Annotated in this window: 18 protein-coding genes; 16 read left to right on the top strand and 2 right to left on the bottom strand. The window is 50.3% G+C overall.

Annotated elements, in window-relative coordinates; all coding sequences use genetic code 11:
• The first annotated feature begins 90 nt into the window (after positions 1-90).
• The 3 genes from nirB (at position 91) to ACETK5_RS17550 (ending at position 3779) form a co-directional block, all read left to right on the top strand.
• Positions 91-2529: a nitrite reductase large subunit NirB gene (gene nirB / locus ACETK5_RS17560; RefSeq protein ID WP_394056955.1), complete on the top strand. Its 2439-nt coding sequence runs from the start codon at positions 91-93 to the stop codon at positions 2527-2529.
• 96 nt (positions 2530-2625) lie between these two features.
• Positions 2626-2943 carry a nitrite reductase small subunit NirD gene (gene nirD, locus ACETK5_RS17555; protein ID WP_394056953.1) on the top strand — a complete coding sequence of 106 codons (318 nt, stop codon included), beginning with the start codon at positions 2626-2628 and terminating at the stop codon, positions 2941-2943.
• Positions 2944-2990: 47 nt separating this feature from the next.
• On the top strand, positions 2991-3779 hold the full coding sequence (locus tag ACETK5_RS17550; RefSeq protein ID WP_394056951.1) for a formate/nitrite transporter family protein: 789 nt from the start codon (positions 2991-2993) through the stop codon (positions 3777-3779).
• Between the two features lie 401 nt (positions 3780-4180).
• On the opposite strand, the gene ACETK5_RS17545 is transcribed toward ACETK5_RS17550, so the two are convergent.
• Both ACETK5_RS17545 and ACETK5_RS17540 read right to left on the bottom strand, forming a co-directional pair.
• Positions 4181-4339, bottom strand: coding sequence for an asparagine synthase (locus ACETK5_RS17545; RefSeq protein ID WP_100536207.1), 159 nt, complete (start codon positions 4337-4339; stop codon positions 4181-4183).
• 87 nt (positions 4340-4426) lie between these two features.
• Complete coding sequence (locus tag ACETK5_RS17540) at positions 4427-5152, bottom strand: Crp/Fnr family transcriptional regulator (protein WP_100536208.1); 726 nt, start codon at positions 5150-5152, stop codon at positions 4427-4429.
• Between the two features lie 276 nt (positions 5153-5428).
• Between ACETK5_RS17540 and adhE the strand changes: the two genes are divergently transcribed.
• The 13 genes from adhE (at position 5429) to metG (ending at position 25447) form a co-directional block, all read left to right on the top strand.
• Entirely contained in the window at positions 5429-8038 is a 2610-nt protein-coding gene (gene adhE, locus ACETK5_RS17535; protein WP_100536209.1) for a bifunctional acetaldehyde-CoA/alcohol dehydrogenase, read from the top strand.
• A gap of 320 nt (positions 8039-8358) precedes the next feature.
• Positions 8359-10605, top strand: a complete 2247-nt coding sequence (pflB, locus tag ACETK5_RS17530; protein WP_100536210.1) for a formate C-acetyltransferase — start codon at positions 8359-8361, stop codon at positions 10603-10605.
• A 43-nt stretch (positions 10606-10648) separates the two neighbouring features.
• Positions 10649-11392, top strand: a complete 744-nt coding sequence (gene pflA / locus ACETK5_RS17525; protein WP_100536211.1) for a pyruvate formate-lyase-activating protein — start codon at positions 10649-10651, stop codon at positions 11390-11392.
• A 206-nt stretch (positions 11393-11598) separates the two neighbouring features.
• Positions 11599-12957, top strand: a complete 1359-nt coding sequence (locus ACETK5_RS17520; protein ID WP_100536212.1) for an ABC transporter substrate-binding protein — start codon at positions 11599-11601, stop codon at positions 12955-12957.
• A 91-nt stretch (positions 12958-13048) separates the two neighbouring features.
• Positions 13049-13933: a carbohydrate ABC transporter permease gene (locus ACETK5_RS17515; RefSeq protein WP_100536213.1), complete on the top strand. Its 885-nt coding sequence runs from the start codon at positions 13049-13051 to the stop codon at positions 13931-13933.
• Positions 13933-14760 (top strand): carbohydrate ABC transporter permease, encoded by an 828-nt coding sequence (locus ACETK5_RS17510; RefSeq protein WP_100536214.1) that lies wholly within the window; start codon positions 13933-13935, stop codon positions 14758-14760. Before ACETK5_RS17515 ends, ACETK5_RS17510 begins: the two co-directional genes overlap by 1 nt.
• Positions 14761-14782: 22 nt before the next feature.
• Positions 14783-16639 carry a cache domain-containing sensor histidine kinase gene (locus ACETK5_RS17505; protein ID WP_394057459.1) on the top strand — a complete coding sequence of 619 codons (1857 nt, stop codon included), beginning with the start codon at positions 14783-14785 and terminating at the stop codon, positions 16637-16639.
• Positions 16617-17402, top strand: a complete 786-nt coding sequence (locus ACETK5_RS17500) for a response regulator transcription factor (RefSeq protein WP_100536215.1) — start codon at positions 16617-16619, stop codon at positions 17400-17402. The genes ACETK5_RS17505 and ACETK5_RS17500 overlap by 23 nt, the downstream gene beginning before the upstream one ends.
• Before the next feature lie 99 nt (positions 17403-17501).
• Positions 17502-19142, top strand: coding sequence for a beta-N-acetylhexosaminidase (gene nagZ, locus ACETK5_RS17495; RefSeq protein WP_394057457.1), 1641 nt, complete (start codon positions 17502-17504; stop codon positions 19140-19142).
• Positions 19143-19297: 155 nt separating this feature from the next.
• A complete protein-coding gene (locus tag ACETK5_RS17490) occupies positions 19298-22030 on the top strand; it encodes a copper amine oxidase N-terminal domain-containing protein (RefSeq protein WP_394056946.1) in 2733 nt (910 codons plus the stop codon).
• Between the two features lie 229 nt (positions 22031-22259).
• Positions 22260-22730: a Fur family transcriptional regulator gene (locus ACETK5_RS17485; RefSeq protein WP_100536217.1), complete on the top strand. Its 471-nt coding sequence runs from the start codon at positions 22260-22262 to the stop codon at positions 22728-22730.
• Positions 22727-22984: a membrane protein insertion efficiency factor YidD gene (gene yidD / locus ACETK5_RS17480; protein WP_076320856.1), complete on the top strand. Its 258-nt coding sequence runs from the start codon at positions 22727-22729 to the stop codon at positions 22982-22984. Before ACETK5_RS17485 ends, yidD begins: the two co-directional genes overlap by 4 nt.
• 474 nt (positions 22985-23458) lie before the next feature.
• Positions 23459-25447, top strand: a complete 1989-nt coding sequence (gene metG / locus ACETK5_RS17475; RefSeq protein WP_394056944.1) for a methionine--tRNA ligase — start codon at positions 23459-23461, stop codon at positions 25445-25447.
• The last annotated feature ends 65 nt before the right edge of the window (positions 25448-25512 follow it).

Genomic DNA, 25512 nt, shown 5'->3' with positions numbered 1-25512 from the left:
CAAAAATTAATGACGTCAGACGATATAATTTATGTGAAAGGAACGGAATACCACGATCACTAGATAAATGTGTTGGGGAGGAATCAAACGATGTCCAATATAAAGAGAGAAAAGTTAGTTGTCATTGGCAACGGTATTGCCGGGATTAGTACGGTCGAGCAAATCATTAAATTGGGGGGGAATTTTGACATCACCGTCATTGGACAAGAGCCTCATCCGAATTATAACCGCATCATGCTGTCGTATGTGCTGGAAGGCAGCAAAACCTTGGATGACATTGTATTGAATGATTGGAAATGGTACGAGGATAACCATATCACTTTGCACACGGGTGCCACTGTAACTGCCATTGATGGAGAGCGCAAGGTCGTGACAGCCGACAACGGATTGACGGTGCCTTATGACAAAGTCATGATAGCTACGGGCTCGAAGCCCTTTATTTTACCCGTACCGGGAAGTGACAAAGAAGGCGTTATTGGTTTTCGAAACATTGCCGATTGCACGCAGATGCTTCAAGCCGCTAACGCATACAAGAAAGCGGCTGTCATTGGCGGGGGACTTCTGGGACTGGAAGCGGCCAAGGGATTGGTCAGCCTGGGCATGGAGGTGACGGTAGTTCATCTCATGCAGGATTTAATGGAGAGCCAGTTGGACTCGATGGCATCCGGCATGCTGAAAAGGGAGCTTGAACAGCAGGGTATCAACTTCTTATTAGGCAGGCAAACAACCGAAATATTGGGAGATACCAGAGTTACGGGACTCCGGTTCAAGGATGGGGATGAGCTTGAAGCCGACCTGGTGGTGATGGCAGTGGGCATCAGAGCGAACACCGCGATCGCCCAAGCGAGCGGAATCGAAGTGAACCGGGGCATCGTAGTCAATGATTATCTTCAGACTTCCTGGCCGGATGTGTATGCGGTTGGCGAATGCTGTGAGCATCGGGGCGCATGCTACGGCCTGGTTGCACCATTGTTCGAGCAGGGACAGGTATTGGCGAAGCATCTATGCGGTGTGGAAGGCAAGCCTTACGAGGGAAGCATTGTATCGACGAAGCTGAAAATCAGCGGGGTTGATGTATTCTCTGCCGGAGAATTCATGGAGCAAGCCGAGCACTCGGTGATTACCGCAAAAGATGATTGGCGCAAGACCTATAAGAAAATATTAATTCGCGACAATATCATCGTTGGGGCGATATTGTTCGGAGATGTGAGCGATTCGGCAAGCCTTCAATCCATGATTCGGAAAAAGACAGCCATGACGGATGAGATTTACGATTCGATCATGGGTACTGACAGCGCAGGAACAGGAAATGGCAAGGCATTTTCACTGGAGAAGATGCCCGATGATGAAATCGTGTGCGGCTGCAACGGCGTAACCAAAAAAGCCATTGTGGATGCCGTTACTCTACAGGGTCTTACGACAGTGGATGAGATCAAAGCTTGTACAGGAGCTACCCGCTCGTGCGGCGGCTGTAAACCTGTCGTGGAGCAAATACTCCAGAGCGTATTGGGCGATGGCTTTAAGGCGGCAGGCAAACAAGGCATATGCCCATGCACAACCCTCGATCGGGACGAAATCGTCGCCGAAATCCGCGCCAAGGGGCTTACCACGACGAAGGAAGTCATGCATGTTCTGGAGTTCAGCAACCCGGAGGGCTGCTCGAAATGCCGTCCTGCCATTCATTATTATCTGGCGATGCTGAATCCGGTAACCCATCAGGAGGAGAGAGAATCCCGATTTGTCAACGAACGGATGAACGCCAACATTCAGAAAGACGGCACGTACACGGTAGTCCCAAGAATGTACGGCGGCGTTACCACACCGGAGGATTTGAAGAAAATCGCGGATGTATCGCTTAAATATAATGTGAAGGTTGTCAAGGTTACCGGCGGACAGCGTCTGGACCTCATCGGTGTTAAGAAGGAAGATTTACCGAGTGTTTGGGAAGAGCTCGATATGCCGTCGGGTTATGCTTATGCCAAATCGCTGCGGACCGTGAAGACCTGTGTAGGTTCCCAATTTTGTCGTTTCGGTACGCAGGATTCGATGGGCATGGGGGCATTTCTCGAGGAGAAATTCGAAAGACTGGATTTTCCGGCGAAATTTAAAATGGCGGTCAATGGATGTCCGCGAAATTGTGCCGAGTCGTGCACGAAAGACATCGGGATCGTTGGCAATGACGGTGGATGGGAAATATTCGTTGGAGGCAACGGCGGAACGAAAGCGCGTCTTGCTGATTCGTTCTGCAAAGTGAAAACGGATGAAGAGCTGATTGAAATCTGCGGAGCCTTGATGCAGTATTACCGTGAAACCGGCAAGTACCTGGAGAGAACATCGGAGTGGGTGGAGCGCTTGGGACTGGAACAAATCCAAGCGGTTATCCTGGATGATCCCAAGCAGCGTAAGGAACTGGTGGAGAGAATTGAGCTCGCCCTGCAGCAAGTCGAGGATCCTTGGAAGAAAGTGCTGAACGACGAGAAGCTGCGCAATACATTATTCGAGGATGCAAGACCGGTCAGCAGCAAATAAAAGAGGGAGGAACAGACTTCCCTCTTGCCGCCTGAACATCGAGAGCTTTTTCGCAGTAAGGATGAGGATAGAAAAGAGAAGTGGAGGTTATATGTTATGGAAACCGGAAGATTTATTACGGTAGGGAATGAAAATGATTTTCTGTCACAGCTCGGAAGGGTGGTCCAACTTGGAGACCGGGAGATTGCCGTCTTCCGGACTTCGGATCATCAATGGTTTGCGCTGGATAATCGAAGCCCACATCCCAAAGGAGGGCCGCTCTCAGAAGCCATCGTATCCGGGCACTACATCTACGATCCGTTATACGATTGGAAAATCGAGCTTTCAACCGGGCTCGTACAGGCTCCGGATCAAGGTCAGGTTCGTGTATATCCGATTCGCGCCGTGGACGGAAGGGTTGAGGTGGGTGTTTAAGGCCAGCAATCGCATAATCAACAGACGATATCAAGGGGTGGTATCCCATGTTTAAAACCGATGTGGAAGCCGTCGTCAATGCCGCCGTCGGGAAAAAAGAGCAGATGAATAACAATCTGCTGCGCTATATGGTATCGGCTATGCTGGCGGGCGCGTATGTCGGCATTGGAATTGTATTGATCTTTAAGCTGGGGGCGCCGCTGGCAGCTGCCGGTTCACCTTTCCAATCCCTCGTTATGGGAGCTGCATTCGGGATTGCGCTCACGTTGGTGGTGTTCGCCGGATCCGAGCTGTTCACCGGGAATCATATGTTTTTTACGATAAGCACCTTATCCGGACGAACGACGATGGGGGATACGCTGAAAAACTGGGTACTCGTATTTATCGGCAATTTGGCTGGAGCGATTCTGCTCAGCTATCTGGTGTACGCTTCCGGCCTGTTCAATGGCCTGCCACCGGACCACCTCATCTTCACGGCTGCCGCCAAGAAAATGAATGATCCGTTTATGGAGCTGTTCTTCAGAGGCATCTTGTGTAACTGGCTTGTCTGTCTGGCCTTGTGGATGGGAATTCGGGCCAAGGGAGAAACGACAAAGCTGATCTTAATATGGTGGTGTCTGTTTGCCTTCATTGCAACAGGGTATGAGCATAGCGTAGCCAATATGACGCTTCTGACGCTCGCGACGATTTTACCGGGGCATCCCGAAACCATTTCCATCGGCGGATGGGTCAGCAACATGGTGCCGGTCACGCTGGGGAACATCCTTGGCGGTGGATTGTTTGTAGGGATGGCTTACTGGTTTATCTCATCGGGAAAAGGGAGCAAGCAAAAGTAGGCTGTCGTAGGCGGTAGCGAACCTTGGAGCGGGATGAATGATAGCTGTTGCATCCGCTGCCTTAGGGAGGCAGCCATCAAGATTCTCGGTTGCCCAAGCTGTTGACCGCTTCATTCACCGTGCGAACGAGATGTTGTGGAGGAATTCCATCCTCCAAGTTCATTGTCAGATGAAGTTTAACCTGACGAATAAACAAAGAAACCGTTCTTGGTTAATGGTCCGTCATTCTTCCAATTACCAAGAAACGGTTTCTTTTTTTGTATATTAATAGAGTGGGGGGATCTCCGCTTTTTAGATACGTCATCGCTGGAGCGAACAGGAGGGCGCTAGCATAAATAAGCTGTCCTCCTCAGTCATTGAACTGAAAGGACAGCTATGCGAATCTTGTCTTCCCAATCGTTTTACCGATGTTCCACGAGGTCAATCGCACCGAGCACGATATGAGCCAGTCCGAAGCCGAGAATACCGGTGGCGGCAAGTTTATACCTGCTGCCAAGCAGAGCGGCACCCGAAGCAGAAACCACAGTTCCAAGAACAGCAGGAATCAAACCTTCACGCATGCTGAGCACTCCCTTTAATTGGTTTGGAAAGACAAGGTTTATTGTAAGCAGATGACTGTAAATTATGCACAGAAGGGAGCCGGCCGGTTAAATCCGGCAGATTTCGTTCGGACACAGCTCACAATGGCAGATTTCCTGCAGCATCGGAAGATCTTTAATGACAATCATCCCGCCGGCATATTCGATGGCATCTTTTTTGCGTAAGTCACTCAGCATCCGGTTCACGCTTTCTCGGGTTGCCCCAATCATGTTCGATAGATCGGTGTGGGTAATCTTCTTGTTGATGAGAATGGTATCATCCGCTTGATGCTGCCCGTAGGTATTGCTCAGACGGATGAGCGTCGACGTTAAAGCACCGGGCTTTCCGTACATCATGAGATCACGGAATTTGGTCTGGGTGATGCGGTGGTGAATGCCCATCCACTTCATAAAATCAATGGCAAAGTCGCAATGCTGACAGATCAGCAGCTCCAGATCCTTGTGCTCGATGACTCCGACAACACTATCCTCAAGCACCTCTGCCGAGAAACTGTGGTTGTTGCTGAAGAATGGATCGGCTTGACCGACCATGTCTCCTGGATGGTACATATATAGAATAAGCTCTTTGCCTTCATCCGTCGATTTGGTTAATTTAATTCTTCCTTGTTTAACGAAGTACAGCTTGTCGGCGAAGTCACCTTCCCAGAACAAATGGGATCCTTCAGGGAGTACCCTTTCCTTCATGGTGACCAGCAGACGGTTGCGGTTTTGTTCCGAGAAGCACTGCGTGTTCCCTAAGTTTTCGATTTCCATTACATGGTCTACAGTATTCATGTTGGTATCCCCTAACATCCTAAAATTTGATCTGTTTAATCTTTAAATACATTATAACGTGAAAACATTCACTTTTGGGGGAGAATAAGAGGGAAATCGTGGCGAATTTTCAAACTTTGTGATCTCTTTCACTTGAAAGGAGGGAAAGACAGGTATAAATCACACAGAAAAGATAAATTTTAATATTGTGAAATATTTCACATGATTTTAGAAACAGCTGTGTTACGATCGAGGCGTAGAGAAGAAAGAAACACGAACCATGGGAGGATGAGAGATATGGCTGTGAGCAAAGGAACGGTTGAAGTTAAAGGACAAACGGCAGCAGAGTACATTCAGGGTCTGATTGACAAGGCAAATCGGGCCAAAGAAAAGTTTATGGAATTGAATCAGGAGCAAGTCGACGGGATTGTACAGTCGATGGCCATGGCAGGCCTTGAGAAGCACATGCAGCTGGCGAAGATGGCGGTTGAGGAAACGGGACGCGGCGTGTACGAAGACAAAATCATCAAGAACCTGTTTGCCACAGAGTATATCCACAACAGCATCAAATATGACAAGACGGTGGGTATCATTGAAGACAACGCTTATGACAGCTTTCAAAAAATAGCGGAACCGATCGGGATTATCATGGGGATAACCCCGGTAACCAATCCGACGTCCACGACGATATTCAAAGCGCTGATCTCCATTAAAACAAGAAACCCGATCATTTTCGGATTCCATCCATCCGCTCAGGCCTGCAGCCGGGAAGCTGCGCTGATATTGCGGGATGCCGCCGTGAAGCAAGGTGCTCCTGCCGATTGCATCCAGTGGATCGAAGCTCCTTCCATGGATAAAACCAATGCGCTCATGAATCATCCTGACGTCGCCTGCATTCTGGCTACGGGCGGTTCGGCGATGGTTAAAGCGGCATACAGCTGCGGCAAGCCGGCCCTCGGCGTAGGACCAGGTAACGTGCCCTGCTTTATAGAGAAGAGCGCCGACCTGGATCAGGCGGTGAACGACTTGATTTTGTCCAAAACCTTTGATAACGGCATGATCTGCGCTTCGGAGCAGGCTGTCATTATCGAGGAGCCTATATATCATACAGCGAAGAAAAAAATGATCGCCAGCGGCTGTTATTTCGTCAACAAGGAAGAACTGGCGAAGCTGACTGCGCATGCGATGGTATCGGAGAAATGTGCAGTCAATCCATCCATCGTCGGAAAGCCGGCCGCTAAAATTGCCGAGGCATGCGGTTTCGAGGTGCCGGAAAGCACCAAGATCCTGGTCGCCGAGCTGGAAGGGGTCGGTCCGGCTTATCCGTTGTCCGCCGAGAAGCTGAGTCCGGTTCTGGCCTGCTATAAAGTAAAGGACGCCGAGGAAGGCATAAGACGCGCAGAAGAGATGGTTGCTTTTGGCGGCATGGGTCACTCGTCGGTGATACACTCGCACAATGAGGACATCATCATGAAATTCTCGGATCGGATGAAAACCTGCCGCATCCTGGTGAACCAGCCTTCTTCGCAAGGCGGCATCGGCGATATCTACAACACGAACCTGCCATCGCTGACGCTGGGCTGCGGTTCGTATGGACGTAATTCCACTTCGTCGAACGTGACGGCTGTCAATCTAATCAACGTGAAAAGGGTGAACCGCAGAACCGTGAATATGCAGTGGTTTAAAGTGCCGGACAAAATTTACTTTGAAAAAGGTTCCACGCAGTATCTTGCGAAAATGCCGGAAATCACCCGTGTCGCTATCGTTACCGACCCCATGATGGTGAAGCTGGGCTATGTGGAGCGGGTAGAGCACTATCTGCGTCAACGCAGAGTGCCGGTAGCCATCGAAGTCTTCTCGGAGGTCGAGCCGGATCCTTCGACAACGACCGTAGAACGCGGAACGGAGATGCTTGCCAGGTTCCAGCCGGACTGTATCATCGCCCTCGGCGGCGGATCGCCAATGGATGCAGCCAAAGCCATGTGGCTGTTCTATGAATATCCGGATACGGACTTTAACAATCTGAAGCAAAAATTCATGGATATCCGCAAACGGGTCTATAAATATCCGAAGCTTGGACGGAAGGCGAAGTTCGTTGCCATTCCAACAACGTCGGGAACGGGCTCGGAAGTGACTTCGTTTGCCGTCATCACGGACAAAGGGCTGGGAAATACCAAATACCCGCTGGCTGACTATGAGCTGACACCGGATGTGGCGATAATCGATCCGGAATTTGTGTACACCTTGCCTAAAACGGCGGTAGCCGATACCGGAATGGACGTTCTGACACATGCCATTGAAGCCTACGTATCGGTGATGGCCAGCGATTATACGGATGGGCTTGCCATCAAGGCCATACAGCTGGTGTTCCAGTATCTTGAGCAGTCGGCGCTTACCGGTGACAAGCTCGCCCGCGAGAAAATGCATAATGCTTCGACGCTTGCCGGCATGGCTTTTGCGAATGCGTTCCTGGGCATCAACCACAGTCTTGCACATAAGTGGGGCGGCCAGTATCACACGGCACACGGACGCACTAATGCTATCCTGATGCCTCACGTCATCCGTTACAACGCCAAGAAGCCAACGAAATTCGCGGCATGGCCTAAATACACCCATTTTGTAGCTGATGAGAGATATGCTGAAATCGCACGGATTCTGGGGCTGCCTGCAAGAACGACGGAAGAGGGCGTAAACAGTTTGATTGCCGCGATCCGGGAGCTGAACAGCAAGCTCGGTATCGAGGAGTCGTTCCAGCAGCTTGGCATCGATCCTAAAGATTTCGAGAAAAATGTTGAGCATTTGGCGGATCGGGCTTTTGAAGACCAGTGCACAACGAGCAATCCGAAGCTGCCGCTGGTGACAGAGCTCGCAGAAGTTTACCGCAATGCATTCTACGGCCGGTTCTGAATAGGATAGGTATTGAAACGCCGATCATGAAGATCTGTGAAGGTTTTGAGGTAAGGTATGCGAGACCAGGACCAGAGTGATAAAAATCACGGGAAAAGTTAAGTTTGTGATTATTATCACAGATACAAGAGATCAACAGGACTACAATAAAGGTGTAGAAGGAAGCTGAATCTCAGATCTTTGATATAGAAGCTTGAAGGCACAAGGCGGGGTAGTTGCATCATTGGTCGTGAAAATAATCACATTTAAAGATCTGAGATAGATCAAGGTGTGGCCCCGCCTGTCCTTGCAAGCCCCAGCAAATCTAGGAGGGATTCGATATGTCGGTGATTGAAAAAGAAGCAGGCTGGAAAGGTTTTAAATCAGGTAAATGGACCAAGCGAATTGACGTTAATGATTTTATTGCAGAGAACATTACTCCCTATTATGGCTCTGATGAATTTTTGGCAGGACCCACGGATAACACCAAAGCACTGTGGGATATCGTATCGGATTTAACCATAAGGGAACGGGACAACGGCGGGGTTCTGGACGTGGATGTCCATACACCTTCAACCATCACCTCCCATCAACCTGGCTATTTGGATAAGGATAAAGAACAGATTGTCGGCGTTCAGACCGATGAGCCGTTCAAGCGCTCGATTCAACCTTTTGGCGGGATCCGGATGATGATTGATGCGTGCAACGCATACGGCTTTGAAATGCCGCAGGCCGTTGTGGACATCTTTAACGGCATCCGCAAAACGCATAATCAAGGCGTGTTTGACGCCTATACTCCTGAGATGAGAGCAGCGCGCAAGGCCGGGATTATTACGGGACTTCCTGATGCGTACGGTCGCGGACGTATCATCGGTGACTATCGCAGAATATCGTTATACGGTGTAGATGCACTGATTCAGGACAAATTGAGAGAACTCGCCGAGCTTGAAGTGGATGCCATGGATGAGCCGGTTATCCGTTTGCGCGAAGAATTGTCTGAACAAATGCGGGCACTCAAGGAACTGAAGGAAATGGCGGGTATGCACGGTTTTGACATTTCCAAGCCTGCGAATACGGCGAAGGAAGCATTCCAGTGGTTGTATTTCGGTTATTTGGCTGCGATCAAGGAACAGAATGGCGCTGCGATGTCGCTTGGCCGGGTATCTTCTTTCCTTGATATTTATATTCAGCGGGATCTGGCTGAAGGCAAGCTGACGGAAGAGACAGCCCAGGAATTGGTCGACCATTTCGTTATGAAACTTCGGATCGTGAAATTCCTGCGTACGCCGGATTATAACGAGCTGTTCAGCGGGGATCCGACGTGGGTGACGGAATCCATCGGCGGGATGTCGGTAAACGGTGAGACGAGGGTGACCAAGAACAGCTTCCGTTTCCTGCACACCCTGTACAATTTGGGACCTGCTCCGGAACCGAACTTGACGGTGCTGTGGTCGGAGAAGCTGCCGGAAGCCTTCAAAAAATACTGTTCGAAGGTTTCGATCGAAACCAGTTCGATTCAATACGAGAATGATGATCTCATGCGTCCGATCTACGGAGACGATTACGGCATCGCCTGCTGTGTATCCGCCATGCGCATCGGGAAGCAGATGCAGTTCTTCGGAGCCAGAGCGAACCTTGCCAAAGCGCTGCTGTATGCGATCAACGGCGGTAAGGATGAGAAATCCGGCGCCCAGGTTGGACCGGAATATCCGGCCATCACCGCCGAGGTTCTGAGTTATGATGAAGTCATGAAGCGATTCAAGCCGATGATGGAATGGCTCGCGAAGCTCTATATGAATACACTCAACGTTATCCATTACATGCATGACAAATACAGCTATGAACGGATTGAGATGGCGCTTCACGACCGGGATATCCTGCGCACGATGGCATGCGGCATCGCAGGCCTGTCCGTAGCAGCGGATTCACTGAGCGCGATTAAATATGCGAAGGTGAAGCCGGTACGCAACGAGCAAGGGATTGCGGTGGATTTTGAAATCGAAGGCGAGTTCCCTTGCTACGGCAACAACGATGATCGCGTGGATAGCATCGCCGTTGAGTTGGTCGAAGCCTTCATGAGCATGATTCGCAAGCACAAGGCTTACCGTGATGCCATGCCGACCCAATCGGTGCTCACGATTACGTCGAACGTCGTATACGGCAAGAAGACAGGAACCACGCCGGATGGACGTAAGGCAGGCGAGCCGTTTGCTCCGGGCGCGAATCCGATGCACGGACGCGATAAGAAGGGAGCTCTCGCTTCGCTGACCTCCGTGGCCAAGCTGCCTTATGAGGACAGCCTCGACGGCATCTCGAATACGTTCTCGATCGTGCCCAAAGCACTTGGTAAAGAGAGTGATATCCGTGTGAACAACCTGGTTTCGATGCTGGACGGTTATTTTGGCAGCAAAGCGCACCATCTGAACGTCAACGTATTTGACCGGGAGCAGCTGATCGATGCGATGGAGCATCCGGAGAATTATCCGCAGTTAACGATCCGGGTATCCGGATATGCGGTCAACTTCGTCAAACTGACGCGCGAACAGCAGCTCGATGTCATCAACCGTACGTTCCACGGATCGATGTAAGAATGGAAGACAACCATAGCGGATACAGAAAGGATGACGCACCATGCTAAAAGGTCATGTACACTCCATAGAAACGTTCGGAACGGTGGACGGTCCGGGTATCCGCTTTGTGCTCTTCATGCAGGGCTGCCTCTTGAAGTGTCAATACTGCCATAATCCGGATACCTGGGGACTGCATGAAGGACGCGAGATGACGGTGGAGGACGTGCTGGCTGAGATTGAACCTTATCTGAGCTACTACCGTTCATCGGGCGGCGGATTAACCGTCTCCGGCGGTGAGCCGACATTGCAGTATCCTTTTGTCACAGAGCTGTTCAAGGAAGTAAAGCGCCGCTGGAATTTGCATACAACGCTGGACAGCAACGGCTATAATGAACCGGAGAAAATATCGGAATTGTTGGAGTTTACCGACTTGGTGCTGCTTGATCTGAAGCATATCAACGACGAGAAGCATATTAAGCTTACCGGGAAGTCCAATGAAAGGACGTTAAAGACCGCCCGCTGGCTGTCTGACCATGATCGGAACATGTGGGTCCGGCACGTCTATGTGCCGGGCATCCATGATAGCGAGGACGACTTGATTGCACTCGGTCAATTCATCCGGACGCTGCACGGCGTGGAGAAATTCGAAATCTTGCCTTACCATCAGATGGGTGTGTACAAATGGAAGGAGCTCGGCATGGCTTATCCATTGGAGGGCGTGCCTTCTCCGTCCGAGGAAGAAGTGGCACGCGCTTACCGGTTGATTGGCGAGATACCCGAGAAAATACAGACTGTCCAGAATTAATGCCACCCGTATAATACTAAACATAATATGTTATGATTAATAACAATAACCTTTCCTAGATATGGAAGGGTTATTGTTTTTTGTAGAGGATTTTATCCCTTGGATAGAAAAATATCGACCTATCGAAAAGTGGAATCGCTTTCTATAATGAAGATGTAAGGAAAGCGCCTATCAAGTATACAAACACTTCGGGAGGGTCAAAGACAATGAAGAAAAAGGGTCTGGCATTATTCATGTCGCTTCTGTTCGTCTCATCCACGCTTTTGTCTGCATGCGGCGGCGGTGACAAGGCAGCAGAAAAACCGTCAGGTGGTTCGGAAGGAACGGTGAGCAATGAGCCGTTTGAAATCACCATTCGCCATACGCAAGTAGGTGAATCCAAGAAGTTCCGTCTCGCATTGCTGAACGATGTGGTCAGTAAAACCGAAGAGGCGGTGCCCGGACTGAAAATCAAGCTGGACGCTGTAGACTCTGAAGTGAACCGTAAAGAGAAGTTGAGAGGCGAGATGGCAGCCGGTAAGCCGCCGGAAGTATTCGACGTGTTCGGCAGCCCGGATGCAGGCGTATATTCCAAAGAAGGCTTGATGCTCGATTTGACTCCGATTTTGGATGAACTGGGCATTAAAGACAAATTTACGACACTGGACCCGTTCACACATGACGGCAAGATCTACGGATTGCCAATTGGCGGTTCCATTGAAGGTATTTTCTATAACAAGGATTACTTCACACAAAAAGGCCTGAGTGTTCCAAAAACATTGGCCGAACTGGAGCAAATTGCCGAAACGATCAAAGCCGACGGCAAGATTCCTTTTGCGCAATCCTCCAAGGATGCTTGGATTCCACTCATGACCACGAATAACCTGTGGAGCTACTATGCAGGTGCGGAGGTTACTTATGGCTTCAAGACCGGAGAAACCAAATGGACGGATCCGAAAGTCGTGGAAGGTGTGAAGAAGCATCAGGAATGGGTGGAAAAAGGGTACTTCAAAAAAGGCGAGCTCGGCTTCGAATACGCGGATATGAGAAACCAAATGATCACCGGCGAAGCCGTCATGATGATGGACGGATCGTGGGCAAACTCCGTATTTAGAGATCCGGCTCAAGCAGGTGATATGGTAGGTAAGGTCGGCTACTTCAACTTGCCTCCGGTTAATGAAGGCGACCCTGTCATCGTCATGCAGGACGCAAACAACGGATATGGATTCTCCGCAGCGGTAGCAGAAGATCCTCGTAAACTTCAAGCGGTTAAAGAATTCATTAAAAATATGTGGACAGATGAGATGCAGCTTCGCGGACTGAAAGAAGACGGTGTACTGCCGGCCATGAAGATGGATCTGGCAACAATGAACTCCACTTCGGATGATCCGCTTATGCAGGACATTTTCAAAGGCGTCAGTGAGATCAACAAATCCTTCCCTGCCTTTGATGCACTTGTTCAAGCAGACGTGAACACCGCACTGAGCATGGGAATTCAGCAGGTCATCGGCGGCGAGCTTGATGCCGAGAAGATGCTGGAGAATGTGCAAGCAGCGCAAGAAGCGGCTAATGCTTCAGAGGAATAACTAAAATTCTAGACGAAAGGGCACCACCCGCTGCGGTACATGGGGGTGCCCTTTCGCCTAAACAACATCAGACATAAATACGGAGGTTACCATGAACAAAGCGCTGAGAAATCCTCTGATTTACATCGTTTTTGTGCTGCCGGCATTCTTGCTGTTTCTGGCTTTTTTCATATACCCGATCTTTACTGCGTTTGACAACAGTTTTACGAGCTGGAACGGCATTTCCAAAGATGTGAAGTACATTGGGTTCGATAACTATGTGACCGCCTTGAATGACGATGCTTTTTGGAAGGCTGTCAGGAACAACGTTTATTTCATTCTCTTTTCCTGTTTAATCCAGGTTCCGACAATCGTATTCTTCTCCCTGTTAATCGCAAACGTGAAGCGGTTGAAGGGGCTTTATAAAACGGCGGTTTTCGCACCATCCATCATGTCGACGGCTGTGATCGGCATTTTATGGGGATTCATTTACAACCCGGACTTTGGTCTGATGAATGAGATTTTAGGGCTGGTTGGAATTGAACCCATCTACTGGTTATCGGATAGCAAATGGGCCATGATTGCCATCCTGATCACGAATGCGTGGCAATGGACCGGCTTTTACATCGTGATGGTGCTTGCCGCAATTTTATCCATACCCAAAGAGCTTGATGAGGCTGCGGCAATGGATGGAGCGACAGGCGTCCAAAGAGCAACCAAAATCACGCTTCCCTTAATTATGCCAATTATCTCTGTTGTAATCATGCTGTCGATCGCGGGAGCCATGAAAGCGGCGGACATTATTCTGGTTATGACCAAGGGCGGGCCGGCCGGCTCAACCGACGTTATGGCGACATATATGATTCGATATGCGATTACGAGCTTCAAGCATGGCTTTGGCAATTCGATCGCCGTGCTGATCTTCCTCTTCACAATTATCGTAACGGTGCTCTACCAGGTGCTGATCGCAAGACGCAACGAAAGGATTGAATACTGATGAGAGCAATAAAGAAACTGATCCCGCACATTTTTCTGATGGCATACTTGCTCGTCATACTGTATCCATTCCTGTTCGTCCTGTTCTCTTCCGTGAAGGTAGATAACCAGTCCATTGCAACGAACCCTTTTGGTTTGCCTAGCACGCTGGTATTTGATAACTATGTGAACGCATGGGTGAGCGCCAAGATTAGCACGTATTTCTGGAACAGCTTATACATCGGCGTGCTGTCAGCTTGCTTGTCGATTCTGTTTGCAGCGATGCTGGCCTTTGCCGTGACGCGGATGAGATACAACCGGATCAGCGCCATCGTCTTTCAATGTATTTTGATAGGCATGCTGATTCCGAATAACTCTCTCATGCTGCCGATATATGGCATGATGAGGCAGTTGGATATTTTGAATACGCATATGGCTCTGATTCTGCCGTATGTTGCCAATGCCATCCCGTTCTCGGTTATTATACTGGCTGCCTTTATGCGCTCGCTGCCCGGTGAAATCGAGGAGGCTGCGGTTATTGATGGATTGAGGTCCGGAGGGTTGTTTGCTAGAATTATCTTACCTCTGACCGTTCCGGCCATCGTTACCGTATTTATCATCAATTTCCTGGGTAACTGGAACGAATTCTTGCTTGCTAACTACTTCCTATCGAATGATGAGCTGAGAACGCTGCCTGTCGGAATGGTCGGTTTCAGAGACGCCTACAATATGAACTACGCACAAATGTCTGCGGGTATCATATTCAGCGTGCTGCCGGTCCTTATCATTTATGCCGTTCTGCAAGAGAAGATCATTGAAGGCGTCACCGCAGGAAGCGTCAAGGGGTAATCCTAGGAGCAGGAGCATGCGTATGAATTTGCGGAACAAACTATTCACGGCCTTTTTGGGGCTCATTATTATTCCGTTATTTGTGCTGGGCCTATTTACATTCTTTATTACCTACAATTCAATAGAGGAAAAGTACAGCCAGCAGGCCGAATATTCGCTCAAAGCGATCAGCTACAGCATTCTGAGCGTGTTTAAGGAGATGGAGTACGTCACGGATAACGGGATTGCCACCTCCGTCTTCGCGATGGCCCTGAATGCCAAGGATCCCGATGCGCAGAACCTGATTAAGGAATCCAATGCGGACCAGCTGAAATTGAACGACAGACAGCGGAGCTTTCGGAATCTTTTATATAATCATCCAGCGATCAGTTATGCGTTTTTATATCATTTTAATAAAGAGTCATCACCGATTCCTATATTCAGTAAAGAAGATTTCAGGACGCTGCCTTATGAAGAGTTTAAGAATAGTCCCTTATATGAAGAGGTGGTTCAGCTAAACGGGATTCCCAAATGGCTGGCTCCTCACGAATTTCCGGAATTAACGGGGGCGGAGCCGGTATTTACGCAGATCAGGCTGATTAAGGATGTCACGACACTCCGCAAACTGGGGATTCTTGTGGTCCAGATCAAGAGGTGGGAGTTTGAAGAGATTTTCCGTAATCTGACACTGCCTAACAATCTGCAGAACACATCTTTTATGTTGGTCAACAATGAAGGCTTCATTTTATTTGACCCAAAAAACGATATGGATGGTCAAAATATCAGCCAATATATGAAGCGTGACGTTGAGTTTAAGCAAGGCTACCAAAGCTTTAAAGCCAAGTTTAATGGGAAAGAGAATATTGTTTCCATCTATCATCTGAATGATTATGGCTGGAATCTCGTCTCGGTGACCGACTGGAACTCGCTCTCACAGGAGGTTACTTCCTTTGCCAAGTGGTTCTTCGTCATTATGGGCCTCTGTCTGGTTACCGCGATTGTGTTCAACCGTCTATTCATGAATCGGATTACCGGGACGATCGCTGTTATCGTACGGTTTATGCGCCGCGTGGAGGATGGGGATTTGAACGCGAGAGTTGAAGAGAAGGGAGAAGATGAGCTGCTGCTGCTGTCGAAAGGGTTCAACAACTTGATGAACCGGATCAACAATCTGTTTGCGCAGATCAAAAAGGAGCAGAGGCAGAAAACCGACGCGGAGATGCGTGTGCTGCAGGCGCAGATTAAGCCGCACTTCCTTTTTAACACCTTGGAATCGATCAATGTTCTCGCTGTCCAGAATGAAGGACGGAAGGTCAGTGAGATGGTTTACCGGCTTGCCAGCATCTTGCGGATCAGTATACAGGAGAAGGAAGAAATTACGCTGGATGAAGAAATCAGGCACTTGCAGAGTTATCTTGAAATCCAGAAGTTTCGGTTCGAGGACCTGTTCGAATACGAGATTGACGTGCCGAAAGAGCTTATGCACAGCCGCATCTTGAAGCTGACGCTGCAGCCGCTGGTTGAGAACAGCATACAGCATGGCTTTGAAGGCATTTCTTATACGGGATGGATACGGATCTCTGCATGGAAGGAGCTCGGTAATGTCATCATTCGGGTAGAGGATAACGGACTCGGCATGACCTCTGAGCAGTTGTCCATGTTTGAATATATGGTGTCCGAGGATAACGGATCCGAACAGACGACGATGCAGAATCTCAAAGTGAACCAGGAACGACGGGGACTTGGACTGCGGAGCGTGGCTGACCGGCTTAGAATTCAGTACGGGGATTATTACGGTCTGTTCATATGCTCAAGCCGCCCCGGCGGCACCGTTATACAATGCGTCATACCCAATTATGATAGGGGGGAAGGGCAGCATGTTGAAGGCATTATTAGTTGATGATGAGGCTCCCATCCTGAACAATCTCAGCAAGGTTCTGCCTTGGGAAGAGATGGGCATGAAGGTTGTCGGACTTGCCCGAAGCGGGATGGAAGCACTTGAAGTAGCGGATCAGTATAATCCCGATCTGATCCTGTGTGATATCCGGATGCCCGTCATGGATGGACTGTCCTTTATTACGAAGATCCGGGAGAAAGGAAGCCGGGCGGAAATCTTTTTGCTGACGGGGTATCAGGAGTTTGAATATGCACGGGAAGCGATTAAGCTGGGCGTCAAGGACTACATCAGCAAGCCGATTCATTACGGGGAACTCGAGATGAAGATTCGGGAGATCGGGGAGGAGATCCGCAAGAAAAGGGCGAAAGAGAAGTATTACAGCACCGTTTCGCTTATTGATGAGGCTCCGAATCCCGAAGCTGTAAAGAAAACGCCGGAACAATTGGTAACGTCGGCTTTGGAGTATATCAATACCCATATGGGACAGGATTTGGGGATTGAGGAGCTTTCGGAGCATCTGGGCATCAGCTCCAGCTACTTCTGTTTATTGTTCAAGAACCATGTCGGACTTACCTTTGTGGAGTACCTGACGAGACAGCGGATGGAGGCTGCCAAGTTCCTGCTGGTGAACAGCGATAAGAATATCGCTCAGATCGGCTCCTTTGTCGGTTATCATGAGCGGCGGTATTTTACCAAGGTATTTCAAAAGGCTACCGGCATGACGCCATCCGAATTTCGGGAAATGTCCGGGGAGGCAACGGTATAGGTTTTGATAGGACCCATGCAGGCTGCTAAAGTCATCACTAGGTCAATCCCGCCTGGCTTGCAAAGTCCTCTAAATTGATGGAAGGTAGGTATGGAATCAATGAAATGGACGGCAGCAGATTTATCGTTAGAACAAAAGGTAGGACAAATGTTTATATGCGGCTTCAACGCACTGACGCCGAATGAGCATGCCAAAATCCTGATCGAACAATATCAGGTCGGGGGCATCTGCTATTTTCGCCGGAACGTGAAAACGCTGCCTCAGCTTGCCGAGCTGTCGGAGTCCTTGCAGCAGCTCGCATCGGACAGCCAAAAGTTCCCGCTTCTGATCTCGATTGATCAAGAGGGTGGTATGGTCGCACGAATTGATCATGAAGGCATCAGCCGCATTCCGGGGAATATGGCGCTTGGAGCAGCGGGCAGCGCGGAGGATTCGTACAGGGTAGCGCAAATCGGGGCGCGCGAATTGCGTTCACTCGGTGTAAACATGAATTTCGCTCCTTGCCTCGATGTGAACAACAATCCTCGTAATCCGGTCATCGGCGTGCGTTCCTTCGGCGAAGATCCCCAAGCTGTTGCCGCTCTTGGGACTGCGGCGATTAAGGGATACCAGGAAGAAGGCGTATCCGCTACGGCTAAGCACTTTCCGGGGCATGGCGACACTAGCGTCGATTCTCATCTCGGTCGGGCTTCTGTACCGCATGATTTGGAACGGCTCCGCAGCGTGGAATTGTATCCGTTCGCTCAAGCGATCCAGGGCGGCGTGGATGCCATCATGACGGCTCACGTCAGTTTCCCGGCGATAGAGCCGAGTGATCTGCCTGCTACGCTCTCTCATGCCGTGTTAACGGGCTTGCTGAGGGAAGAGATGGGGTTTGAAGGACTGATCGTAACGGACTGCCTTGAGATGCATGCAATCTCCAAAGAGTACGGAATTCCGGAGGGCGCGATACGCGCGATCGAAGCGGGTGCGGACTGCGTACTGGTCAGCCATAATCTATCCGAGCAGACGGCGGCGATTACGGCCGTCATTGAGGCTGTCCGCAGCGGAAGACTTTCAGAGGATCTGATCGATACAGCTGTAAAGCGGATATTGGCGCTTAAGCAGCGTAATGCGAAGCTCGCAGAGGAGCTTCCGGTCTACCCGATTGGCGAGGTTTCGGAAGAGACCAAACAATGGCTGGCTCAAATCGCAGGCAGAGGCATCACGCTGGTGAAAGACGAAGGGCAGCTGCCTCTTAAGCCGGAGCAGGCCGTCGCGGTGATCTGGCCTGAACTGCTTCAGGCAACCCAGGTGGATGAAGCATGGAGCAAGAGCTACACCTTAGGGGATGCCTTGAGAAGTTACGGGGTTCAGGCAGACGATCTGCGTGTCGTAACGGATATGTCCGATGAAGAGGTAGAGCAAGCCGTTAAGGCAGCTGAAGGATATAAACAGATTGTAGTCGCTACGTACACCTCGGAGAGCCGTCTTCCTGCTGGCCAGCAGAAGCTGGTGAACAAGCTGGCTGAACTTGAGGATGTGGCACTTGTTATCGTCGCTACCCGTAATCCCTATGATATCAATGATCTTCCGCCGGTTCCGACGTATGTTTGCAGCTACGAGAACACACCTTATTATATGAATGCAGCCGCGGGCGTCTTGATCGGACAGGTTAAGCCTGAGGGTAAGCTCCCGGTAGGGATCAGCGAGACTTATCCGCTAGGCTGGAGATGTAATGAGGACTATGTCAATAATTAAATAAAGGTTGCTGGAACCGGAGTCTTCCTACCTAGGAATGCTCCGGTTTTCCTATTTTCCAGCCATTTCTGAGCAACTTTTCGGGAAAGTCCGCGTCTAATAGTATGTCCAATAGAGGCAGACAGACTATACTGAGAGTTTTAAAGGAGTAGAGAATGAATTTCAAGAGAATCTCGATGATTACAGTCCTTGCCGCGGCCCAGGTATCCATGGCATTTCCCGCGGCAGCTGAATCACCGGATATTACAGCTCCGGCGCTAAATAGCCAGTCAGCGCTGCAGTCCCCGGTGGAAGGACAAAGCCAGCAGAGTGGAGAACAACAGACGGACTTGCAGCAAGCGGAGGAAACATCGGCAACGCCAAAGGAAACACCTTCTGATTCAGTCGAAGGCACGATTAGCGATCCGAATGCCGAACCTTCTGCACCAAATGAACAGCAGGAGGACACGCAAAACGATCCTTCCGATAATGAAGTATCTGAGAACGAAGAAGGAAGTCCGGCCGAAGGCAAGCCCGAAGTCGGCATTACCAATGCAGCCGCTAATGAACTGGTGCTGTTGATGAACAGCAATGTGATGTACCATAACGGCAAGCAGTACAAAGCGGGACAGCCGATGGCCGTGAAGCAAGGGGTATCCTATGTCGCCATTCGCGCCATGGTTGAGCGCGCAGGACTTAAGCTGTCTTACGATAATAAGACGAAGGAAACCATTATCATTAAGGATGGCAATGAGCTACGATTCACTACAGGAAGCAGCCATTATAAAGTCAACGGACAGGTGCGTCCGATGAAAGGCCCTGCCTACCAAAGCAACAACGTGTTTATGGTTCCGCTGACCGCGATCACTCAAGCGCTTGATATTCCATACACGGTGAACCAACCGGAGAAGAAAGTGATTCTCGATCTGTCCGGAATGGGCAGCGGCAGCAATAGCGGCGAACAGCCGGGGGGCAGCAGCGGCGGCGGATCCGGCAGCGAGGTTCCGAACATACCGAACCTCGGTCCGAATGACCTGATCCTGATGATGAACAGCAACAAGATGTATCAGAACGGAAAAGCGTATACCGCCGGACAGCCTATGGCAGTCAAGAATGGCGTATCCTATGTCGCGATTCGATCCCTCGTCGACCGTGTTGGACTGAAGCTGACCTATGACGGCAAGACAAAGGAAACGATTATTATCCGAGGTAACGATGAGCTGCGCTTTAAGACGAACAGCAGCGTGTACACCGTAAACGGGGTCAGAAAATCGATGAAGGGACCGGCATACCAGTCCAACAATACGTTCATGGTGCCGCTGACCAGCATCACGCAGGCGCTGGACATCACCTATCGGGTGGACCAGCCGAACAAACGGGTTATTCTTACCCTAAGCGCAAAGCCGGTAGCTTCCTTCACGGTGCAGCCTAGTGAGATCCTTGCCGGACAAACAAGGGTTACGTATAAGACGAATGCCTATTCGCCGACGGGCCTGGCTATCGTTGACGAGCATTGGGAAGGCCGGGAAGAGATTTTTGACGAACCCGGCGTGCATACGGTTTCCTACTCGGTACAGGATTCCAGCGGGGAGTGGAGCGACCCGTATATATTGAGCATCCAAGTATCCGCACCGAATACGCCGCCTGTGGCCATGTTTGAAACGGATAAACAGGAATATAAGATCGGTGAGAAAATAACGTACATGAATATGAGTTATGACAACGATCCTGGCGATGAGCTTACGTATAAGTGGGAAAACAATGATCAGGCCTTTTTTACGGCAGGACCGCATAAAGTGCTGTTGATTGTTACCGATAAACATGGAGCGACCAGCTCATACGAGAAGATTATTAACGTAACGAGCGAAGTATTGTATACGCGTGATCAATTCAATCAATTGTTTACGGGCATCGGCGACAAATACACCTTTAACGGATCCGCAGTGCCGACATGGAATCTGATGCCGATTACAAGAAGCTCCGAACCTTATCTGTTGATCCGCAGCAACTCTCCGGAAACCGTCTATCAAGAGGGTATCGTCTACCGCGAGGTCGGCAATGCCAGCACGCGGTTTATGATTCACCACTTGAACGCAACCGGGAAGAACATGAAGATGTACGTCGTCGCCACCAATATCAACACCATGACGGCGCGTCTGACAACCGAGTATACGGGAATAGGCGGTCCGATTAATATTCCGACTGCCACGGGAAAAGCGGCTGTTCAGCGCTACCTCGAGTCCATGCAATCAGCTGATTCATTCAAGACGATCTCGCTCGCCCCTGGGGAAAGCCGGGTCATTCTGCAAGACTTGAGCGCGCAAACGATGAAGAATCAGCAGGTCCTCTCCATGTTTGCTGATCTCTATTCGGATTCGCCGATCCGGTATGATGTCATCATGATTGATGAAGCCAAGGATCCGATTCAAAAGCTTCCTTACCTGAAGCTTCATCCGAGCGATGGCGTTCATAACCGGGGAACGTACCCGGACTCGACACGGATCATTGAATCCTATGATCTGGTTGGCAACACGCCTACCCGTCTCGCGCTCGGTGACAAGACAAACGATCCGAATCTGGAAGGATATGATGGCATTAACGGTTCATATCAATCCAATGCCGGGAACTTCGGCGTCCTGTACAAAATCAAGCTGCACCGCGTAGCGCCCAATACGCTGATCACGCTAAATCCGCGCGGAGGCAAATACATGGGGGCAATGATGGTGAACGGAAATATCATTCAGACGCCGAATACAAGCGGAGGCGCTGTATCTGCACCGAATGAAGCTGCCGTTCTCTATCGGACGGGGAATTACGAGCAGACCGTGGAAATTCTGTTTACGGCGGCACCGGGAAGCAGTTTGCCTATCAACATTCTGTTCCAGCCGCTTCCGCAAGTGAAGAACTAATCCATTATTTATTCATAATAAAGGGACAGCCTACAGCCAGCACATGGTTAGGGCTGTCCTTTTTGTTGGCTCTCTCCAAGGGATCACGTCAAATGCCGATCGTTTCGCGTTCCAGCGGCGCAGTATCTTGGAGGCGTTTAGCCTATACACAACCGCTTTCATTGACGCTGTCTTATTTTTCAGGCATTATAAGAAGAGAGTATCTTCAAGTAGAGGAGGTTACCTCCGTATGCTTACGACGGAACAGATCATCGACGCCATGTCGGAACATGGGCTGCGCATTACCGATCAGCGCAAGACGCTTGCCAAATTGTTTGGGGAACATCCTGGATATTTGACGGCCAAGGATGTGTACGAATATATGGGCCAGAAGTACAGCGGTTTAAGCTTTGATACGGTGTACCGGAATCTTCGGGTATTGTACGAGTTAGGCGTATTGGAGCAGGTTGTGTTCGAGGAAGGCATCAAGTTTCGAGGACGCTGCAGCGAAGAACATCACCATCATCACATGATCTGCCTGCAGTGCCAGAAGACGTACCCGATTACGTTCTGCCCGATGCAGCTGACCGATGCACCGGATGATTTCCAGGTGGTTCAGCATAAATTCGAAGTGTTCGGTTACTGCAGGGACTGCGGCAAGGACAATACCGATAAGGAAACGTCTCCAGCCAGTGGTGGTAAGAGGGATAGCCGGGCATGAGCACGGCGCGCAGAGTGGTGAAGGTGCCGATCCACTTCTATCGGAAATTCATTTCTCCGTTGAAACCGGCGACCTGCCGATTCTATCCAACCTGCTCGGCCTATGCTCTCGAAGCGATTGAGGTGCACGGCGCGCTCAAGGGCTCCTGGCTGGCAGCCAAGCGAATAGCGAGATGCCATCCGTTTCATCCTGGCGGCATTGACATGGTTCCGCCGCGCAAGGATAAGGTGTCGTCTTCATTGACAGAGAAATAGCGTTTTTGGGGCATCCTACTCGATATGGGACGGAATGCAGCTGTCTTTAGACATATCAGTCCTTCGGATCGCGCTTAACCTTGACACGCCGCAGCCGGTTTGATTAAAATGTAAGAAATTATAGGTATATCCGAGGAAGAGATAAGTACGAAAAGCTTGCCTTGAACAGAGAGCCGGAGCAGCTGGAAACCGGTCTTGGCGAATTTCGGAAAATGGTCTTGGAGGATCCGCTTTTGAGCGCTGCAGTCCGGGTAATCAGGCTGCCGTAAAGAAGCGGCGTGAGCCAGCGTTAATGGACTGCCGGATGACGGCAGACGAGCCTGTTACCCGTAAGGGGACAGGGAATTTGGGTGGTAACACGTGAGAACAACTCTCGTCCCATAGGGACGGGGGTTTTTTTGCTGTCTACTGCTGTTTTTCATCAAAAGAGATAGCCTGACACGACAATTCATTTCACGGTAAAGGAAGGTTACTATGGCAGACAAAAAGACGTTTTATATTACAACGCCAATCTATTATCCAAGCGACAAGCTGCATATCGGCCATGCTTATACTACGGTGGCCGGCGACGCCATGGCCCGCTACAAGCGGCTTCGTGGATACGATGTCCGTTATTTGACGGGGACCGACGAGCACGGACAGAAGATTGAACGCAAAGCGGCGGAGGCTGGAAAAACCCCGCAGCAGTTCGTTGACGACATCGTGGCAGGCATCAAGGACCTGTGGAAAAAGCTGGACATATCCAACGAGGATTTCATTCGCACTACGGAGCAGCGGCACACCACCGTGGTGCAGGAGGTATTTGAACGTCTGCTGAAGCAGGATGACATCTACAAGGGTGAATACGAAGGCTGGTACTGCACGCCTTGTGAGTCATTCTTCCTGGAGCGTCAGCTTGTCAACGGCAACTGTCCGGACTGTGGAAGACCCGTAGAGCTGGTGAAGGAAGAGAGCTACTTCTTCCGCATGAGCAAATATGTGGACCGCCTGCTTCAGTATTACGAGGAGAATCCGGATTTCATTCAGCCGGTATCCCGCAAGAATGAGATGATCAACAACTTCATTAAACCGGGTCTTGAGGATCTGGCTGTGTCCCGTACGACCTATGAGTGGGGCGTGAAGGTAAAGAGCGATCCGAAGCACGTGATTTATGTGTGGATTGACGCACTACTGAACTATATAACGGCACTCGGATACGGTACAGAGGACACCAGCCTGTATGACAAATACTGGCCGGCCGACGTACACCTGATGAGTAAGGAGATCGTGCGTTTCCATACGATCTATTGGCCGATCATTCTGATGGCGCTCGATGTTCCGCTTCCGAAAAAGGTGTTTGCTCACGGCTGGCTGCTGATGAAGGACGGGAAAATGTCCAAGTCCAAGGGGAATGTAGTCGATCCGGTTACGATGATAGACCGGTATGGTCTTGATGCGCTTCGTTATTACCTGCTGCGCGAAGTTCCATTCGGGGCGGACGGTACTTTTACGCCAGAAAGCTTCGTGGAGCGGGTGAACTCCGACCTGGCCAATGATTTGGGCAACCTGTTGAACCGTACCGTGGCCATGGTCGATAAATATTTTGACGGTGAAGTTCCGGCTTTCTCCGCAGGCGTAACGCCGTTTGATGCAGCAATCGAGGAAGCGGCAAAGTCGGTTTATGAGAAAGTCGAAACCGCTATGGAGAATATGGAATTTTCGGTTGCGCTGACGGCCATCAGCCAGTTTGTCAGCCGCAGCAACAAATATATCGATGAGACCCAGCCATGGACGCTGGCCAAAGACGAGGGCAAACGAAATGAACTGGCATCCGTCATGAGTCATTTAGTGGAGACGCTCCGCGTGGCATCGATCCTGCTGCAGCCGTTCCTGACCCGTACGCCGAAAAAAATGTGGGATCAGCTGGGCTTGGCGGAAGGCGAATGGACAACTTGGGAAAGCGGGCGCCAGTTCGGAGCCATACCGGCTGGGACGAAGCTTCAAAAAGGCGAGCCGATATTCCCTCGCCTGGATACAGAGCTGGAAGTGGCATACATCGCAGAGGCGATGACAGGCGGTACGAAGGCCGCCCAGGAAGAGCCTTCGACCTCGGCAGCAGCTTCGCCCACCGATAGCTCGGAGGAGCCTGTGGAGCTTAAAGAGGAAATCGGGATTGAAGATTTTGCCAAGGTAGAACTGCGCGTAGCGCAGGTGATTGCTGCCGAGCCGGTCAAGAAAGCGGACAAACTCCTCAAGCTGAAGCTCGATCTCGGATTTGAGCAGCGGCAAGTGGTATCCGGCATTGCGAAGTTCTACACGCCGGAGGAATTGGTCGGACGCAAAGTGATTTGCGTAACGAACCTGAAACCGGTGAAGCTTAGAGGCGAAATGTCGCAAGGCATGATTCTGGCCGCCTCCCACGGTGACCAGCTGACGCTTGCAACGGTACCGGAGGGCATGCCTAACGGCGCAGTTGTCAAATAAAACGCTCTCGCATTGAATGAAGTCACGATAGACGGTGTACCCTGTTAAAGGGTACGCCGTTATTT

The sequence above is a fragment of the Paenibacillus ilasis genome, from assembly GCF_043195395.1.
Lineage (GTDB): Bacteria > Bacillota > Bacilli > Paenibacillales > Paenibacillaceae > Paenibacillus_AQ > Paenibacillus_AQ lautus.
Note: the sequence above shows the minus strand (reverse complement) of the source record. Positions and strands in the feature narration are given on the sequence as shown.

Excerpts from the sequence above, each read along its gene's own strand:
- nagZ (WP_394057457.1), top strand. The coding sequence starts at position 17,502 with ATGAAATGGACGGCAGCAGATTTATCGTTAGAACAAAAGGTAGGACAA.
- ACETK5_RS17500 (WP_100536215.1), top strand. The coding sequence starts at position 16,617 with ATGTTGAAGGCATTATTAGTTGATGATGAGGCTCCCATCCTGAACAAT.
- ACETK5_RS17545 (WP_100536207.1), bottom strand. The coding sequence starts at position 4,339 with ATGCGTGAAGGTTTGATTCCTGCTGTTCTTGGAACTGTGGTTTCTGCT.
- ACETK5_RS17505 (WP_394057459.1), top strand. The coding sequence starts at position 14,783 with ATGAATTTGCGGAACAAACTATTCACGGCCTTTTTGGGGCTCATTATT.
- ACETK5_RS17515 (WP_100536213.1), top strand. The coding sequence starts at position 13,049 with ATGAACAAAGCGCTGAGAAATCCTCTGATTTACATCGTTTTTGTGCTG.
- ACETK5_RS17485 (WP_100536217.1), top strand. The coding sequence starts at position 22,260 with ATGCTTACGACGGAACAGATCATCGACGCCATGTCGGAACATGGGCTG.
- yidD (WP_076320856.1), top strand. The coding sequence starts at position 22,727 with ATGAGCACGGCGCGCAGAGTGGTGAAGGTGCCGATCCACTTCTATCGG.
- adhE (WP_100536209.1), top strand. The coding sequence starts at position 5,429 with ATGGCTGTGAGCAAAGGAACGGTTGAAGTTAAAGGACAAACGGCAGCA.
- metG (WP_394056944.1), top strand. The coding sequence starts at position 23,459 with ATGGCAGACAAAAAGACGTTTTATATTACAACGCCAATCTATTATCCA.
- ACETK5_RS17550 (WP_394056951.1), top strand. The coding sequence starts at position 2,991 with ATGTTTAAAACCGATGTGGAAGCCGTCGTCAATGCCGCCGTCGGGAAA.
- nirB (WP_394056955.1), top strand. The coding sequence starts at position 91 with ATGTCCAATATAAAGAGAGAAAAGTTAGTTGTCATTGGCAACGGTATT.
- pflA (WP_100536211.1), top strand. The coding sequence starts at position 10,649 with ATGCTAAAAGGTCATGTACACTCCATAGAAACGTTCGGAACGGTGGAC.
- ACETK5_RS17510 (WP_100536214.1), top strand. The coding sequence starts at position 13,933 with ATGAGAGCAATAAAGAAACTGATCCCGCACATTTTTCTGATGGCATAC.
- ACETK5_RS17520 (WP_100536212.1), top strand. The coding sequence starts at position 11,599 with ATGAAGAAAAAGGGTCTGGCATTATTCATGTCGCTTCTGTTCGTCTCA.
- ACETK5_RS17490 (WP_394056946.1), top strand. The coding sequence starts at position 19,298 with ATGAATTTCAAGAGAATCTCGATGATTACAGTCCTTGCCGCGGCCCAG.
- pflB (WP_100536210.1), top strand. The coding sequence starts at position 8,359 with ATGTCGGTGATTGAAAAAGAAGCAGGCTGGAAAGGTTTTAAATCAGGT.
- nirD (WP_394056953.1), top strand. The coding sequence starts at position 2,626 with ATGGAAACCGGAAGATTTATTACGGTAGGGAATGAAAATGATTTTCTG.
- ACETK5_RS17540 (WP_100536208.1), bottom strand. The coding sequence starts at position 5,152 with ATGAATACTGTAGACCATGTAATGGAAATCGAAAACTTAGGGAACACG.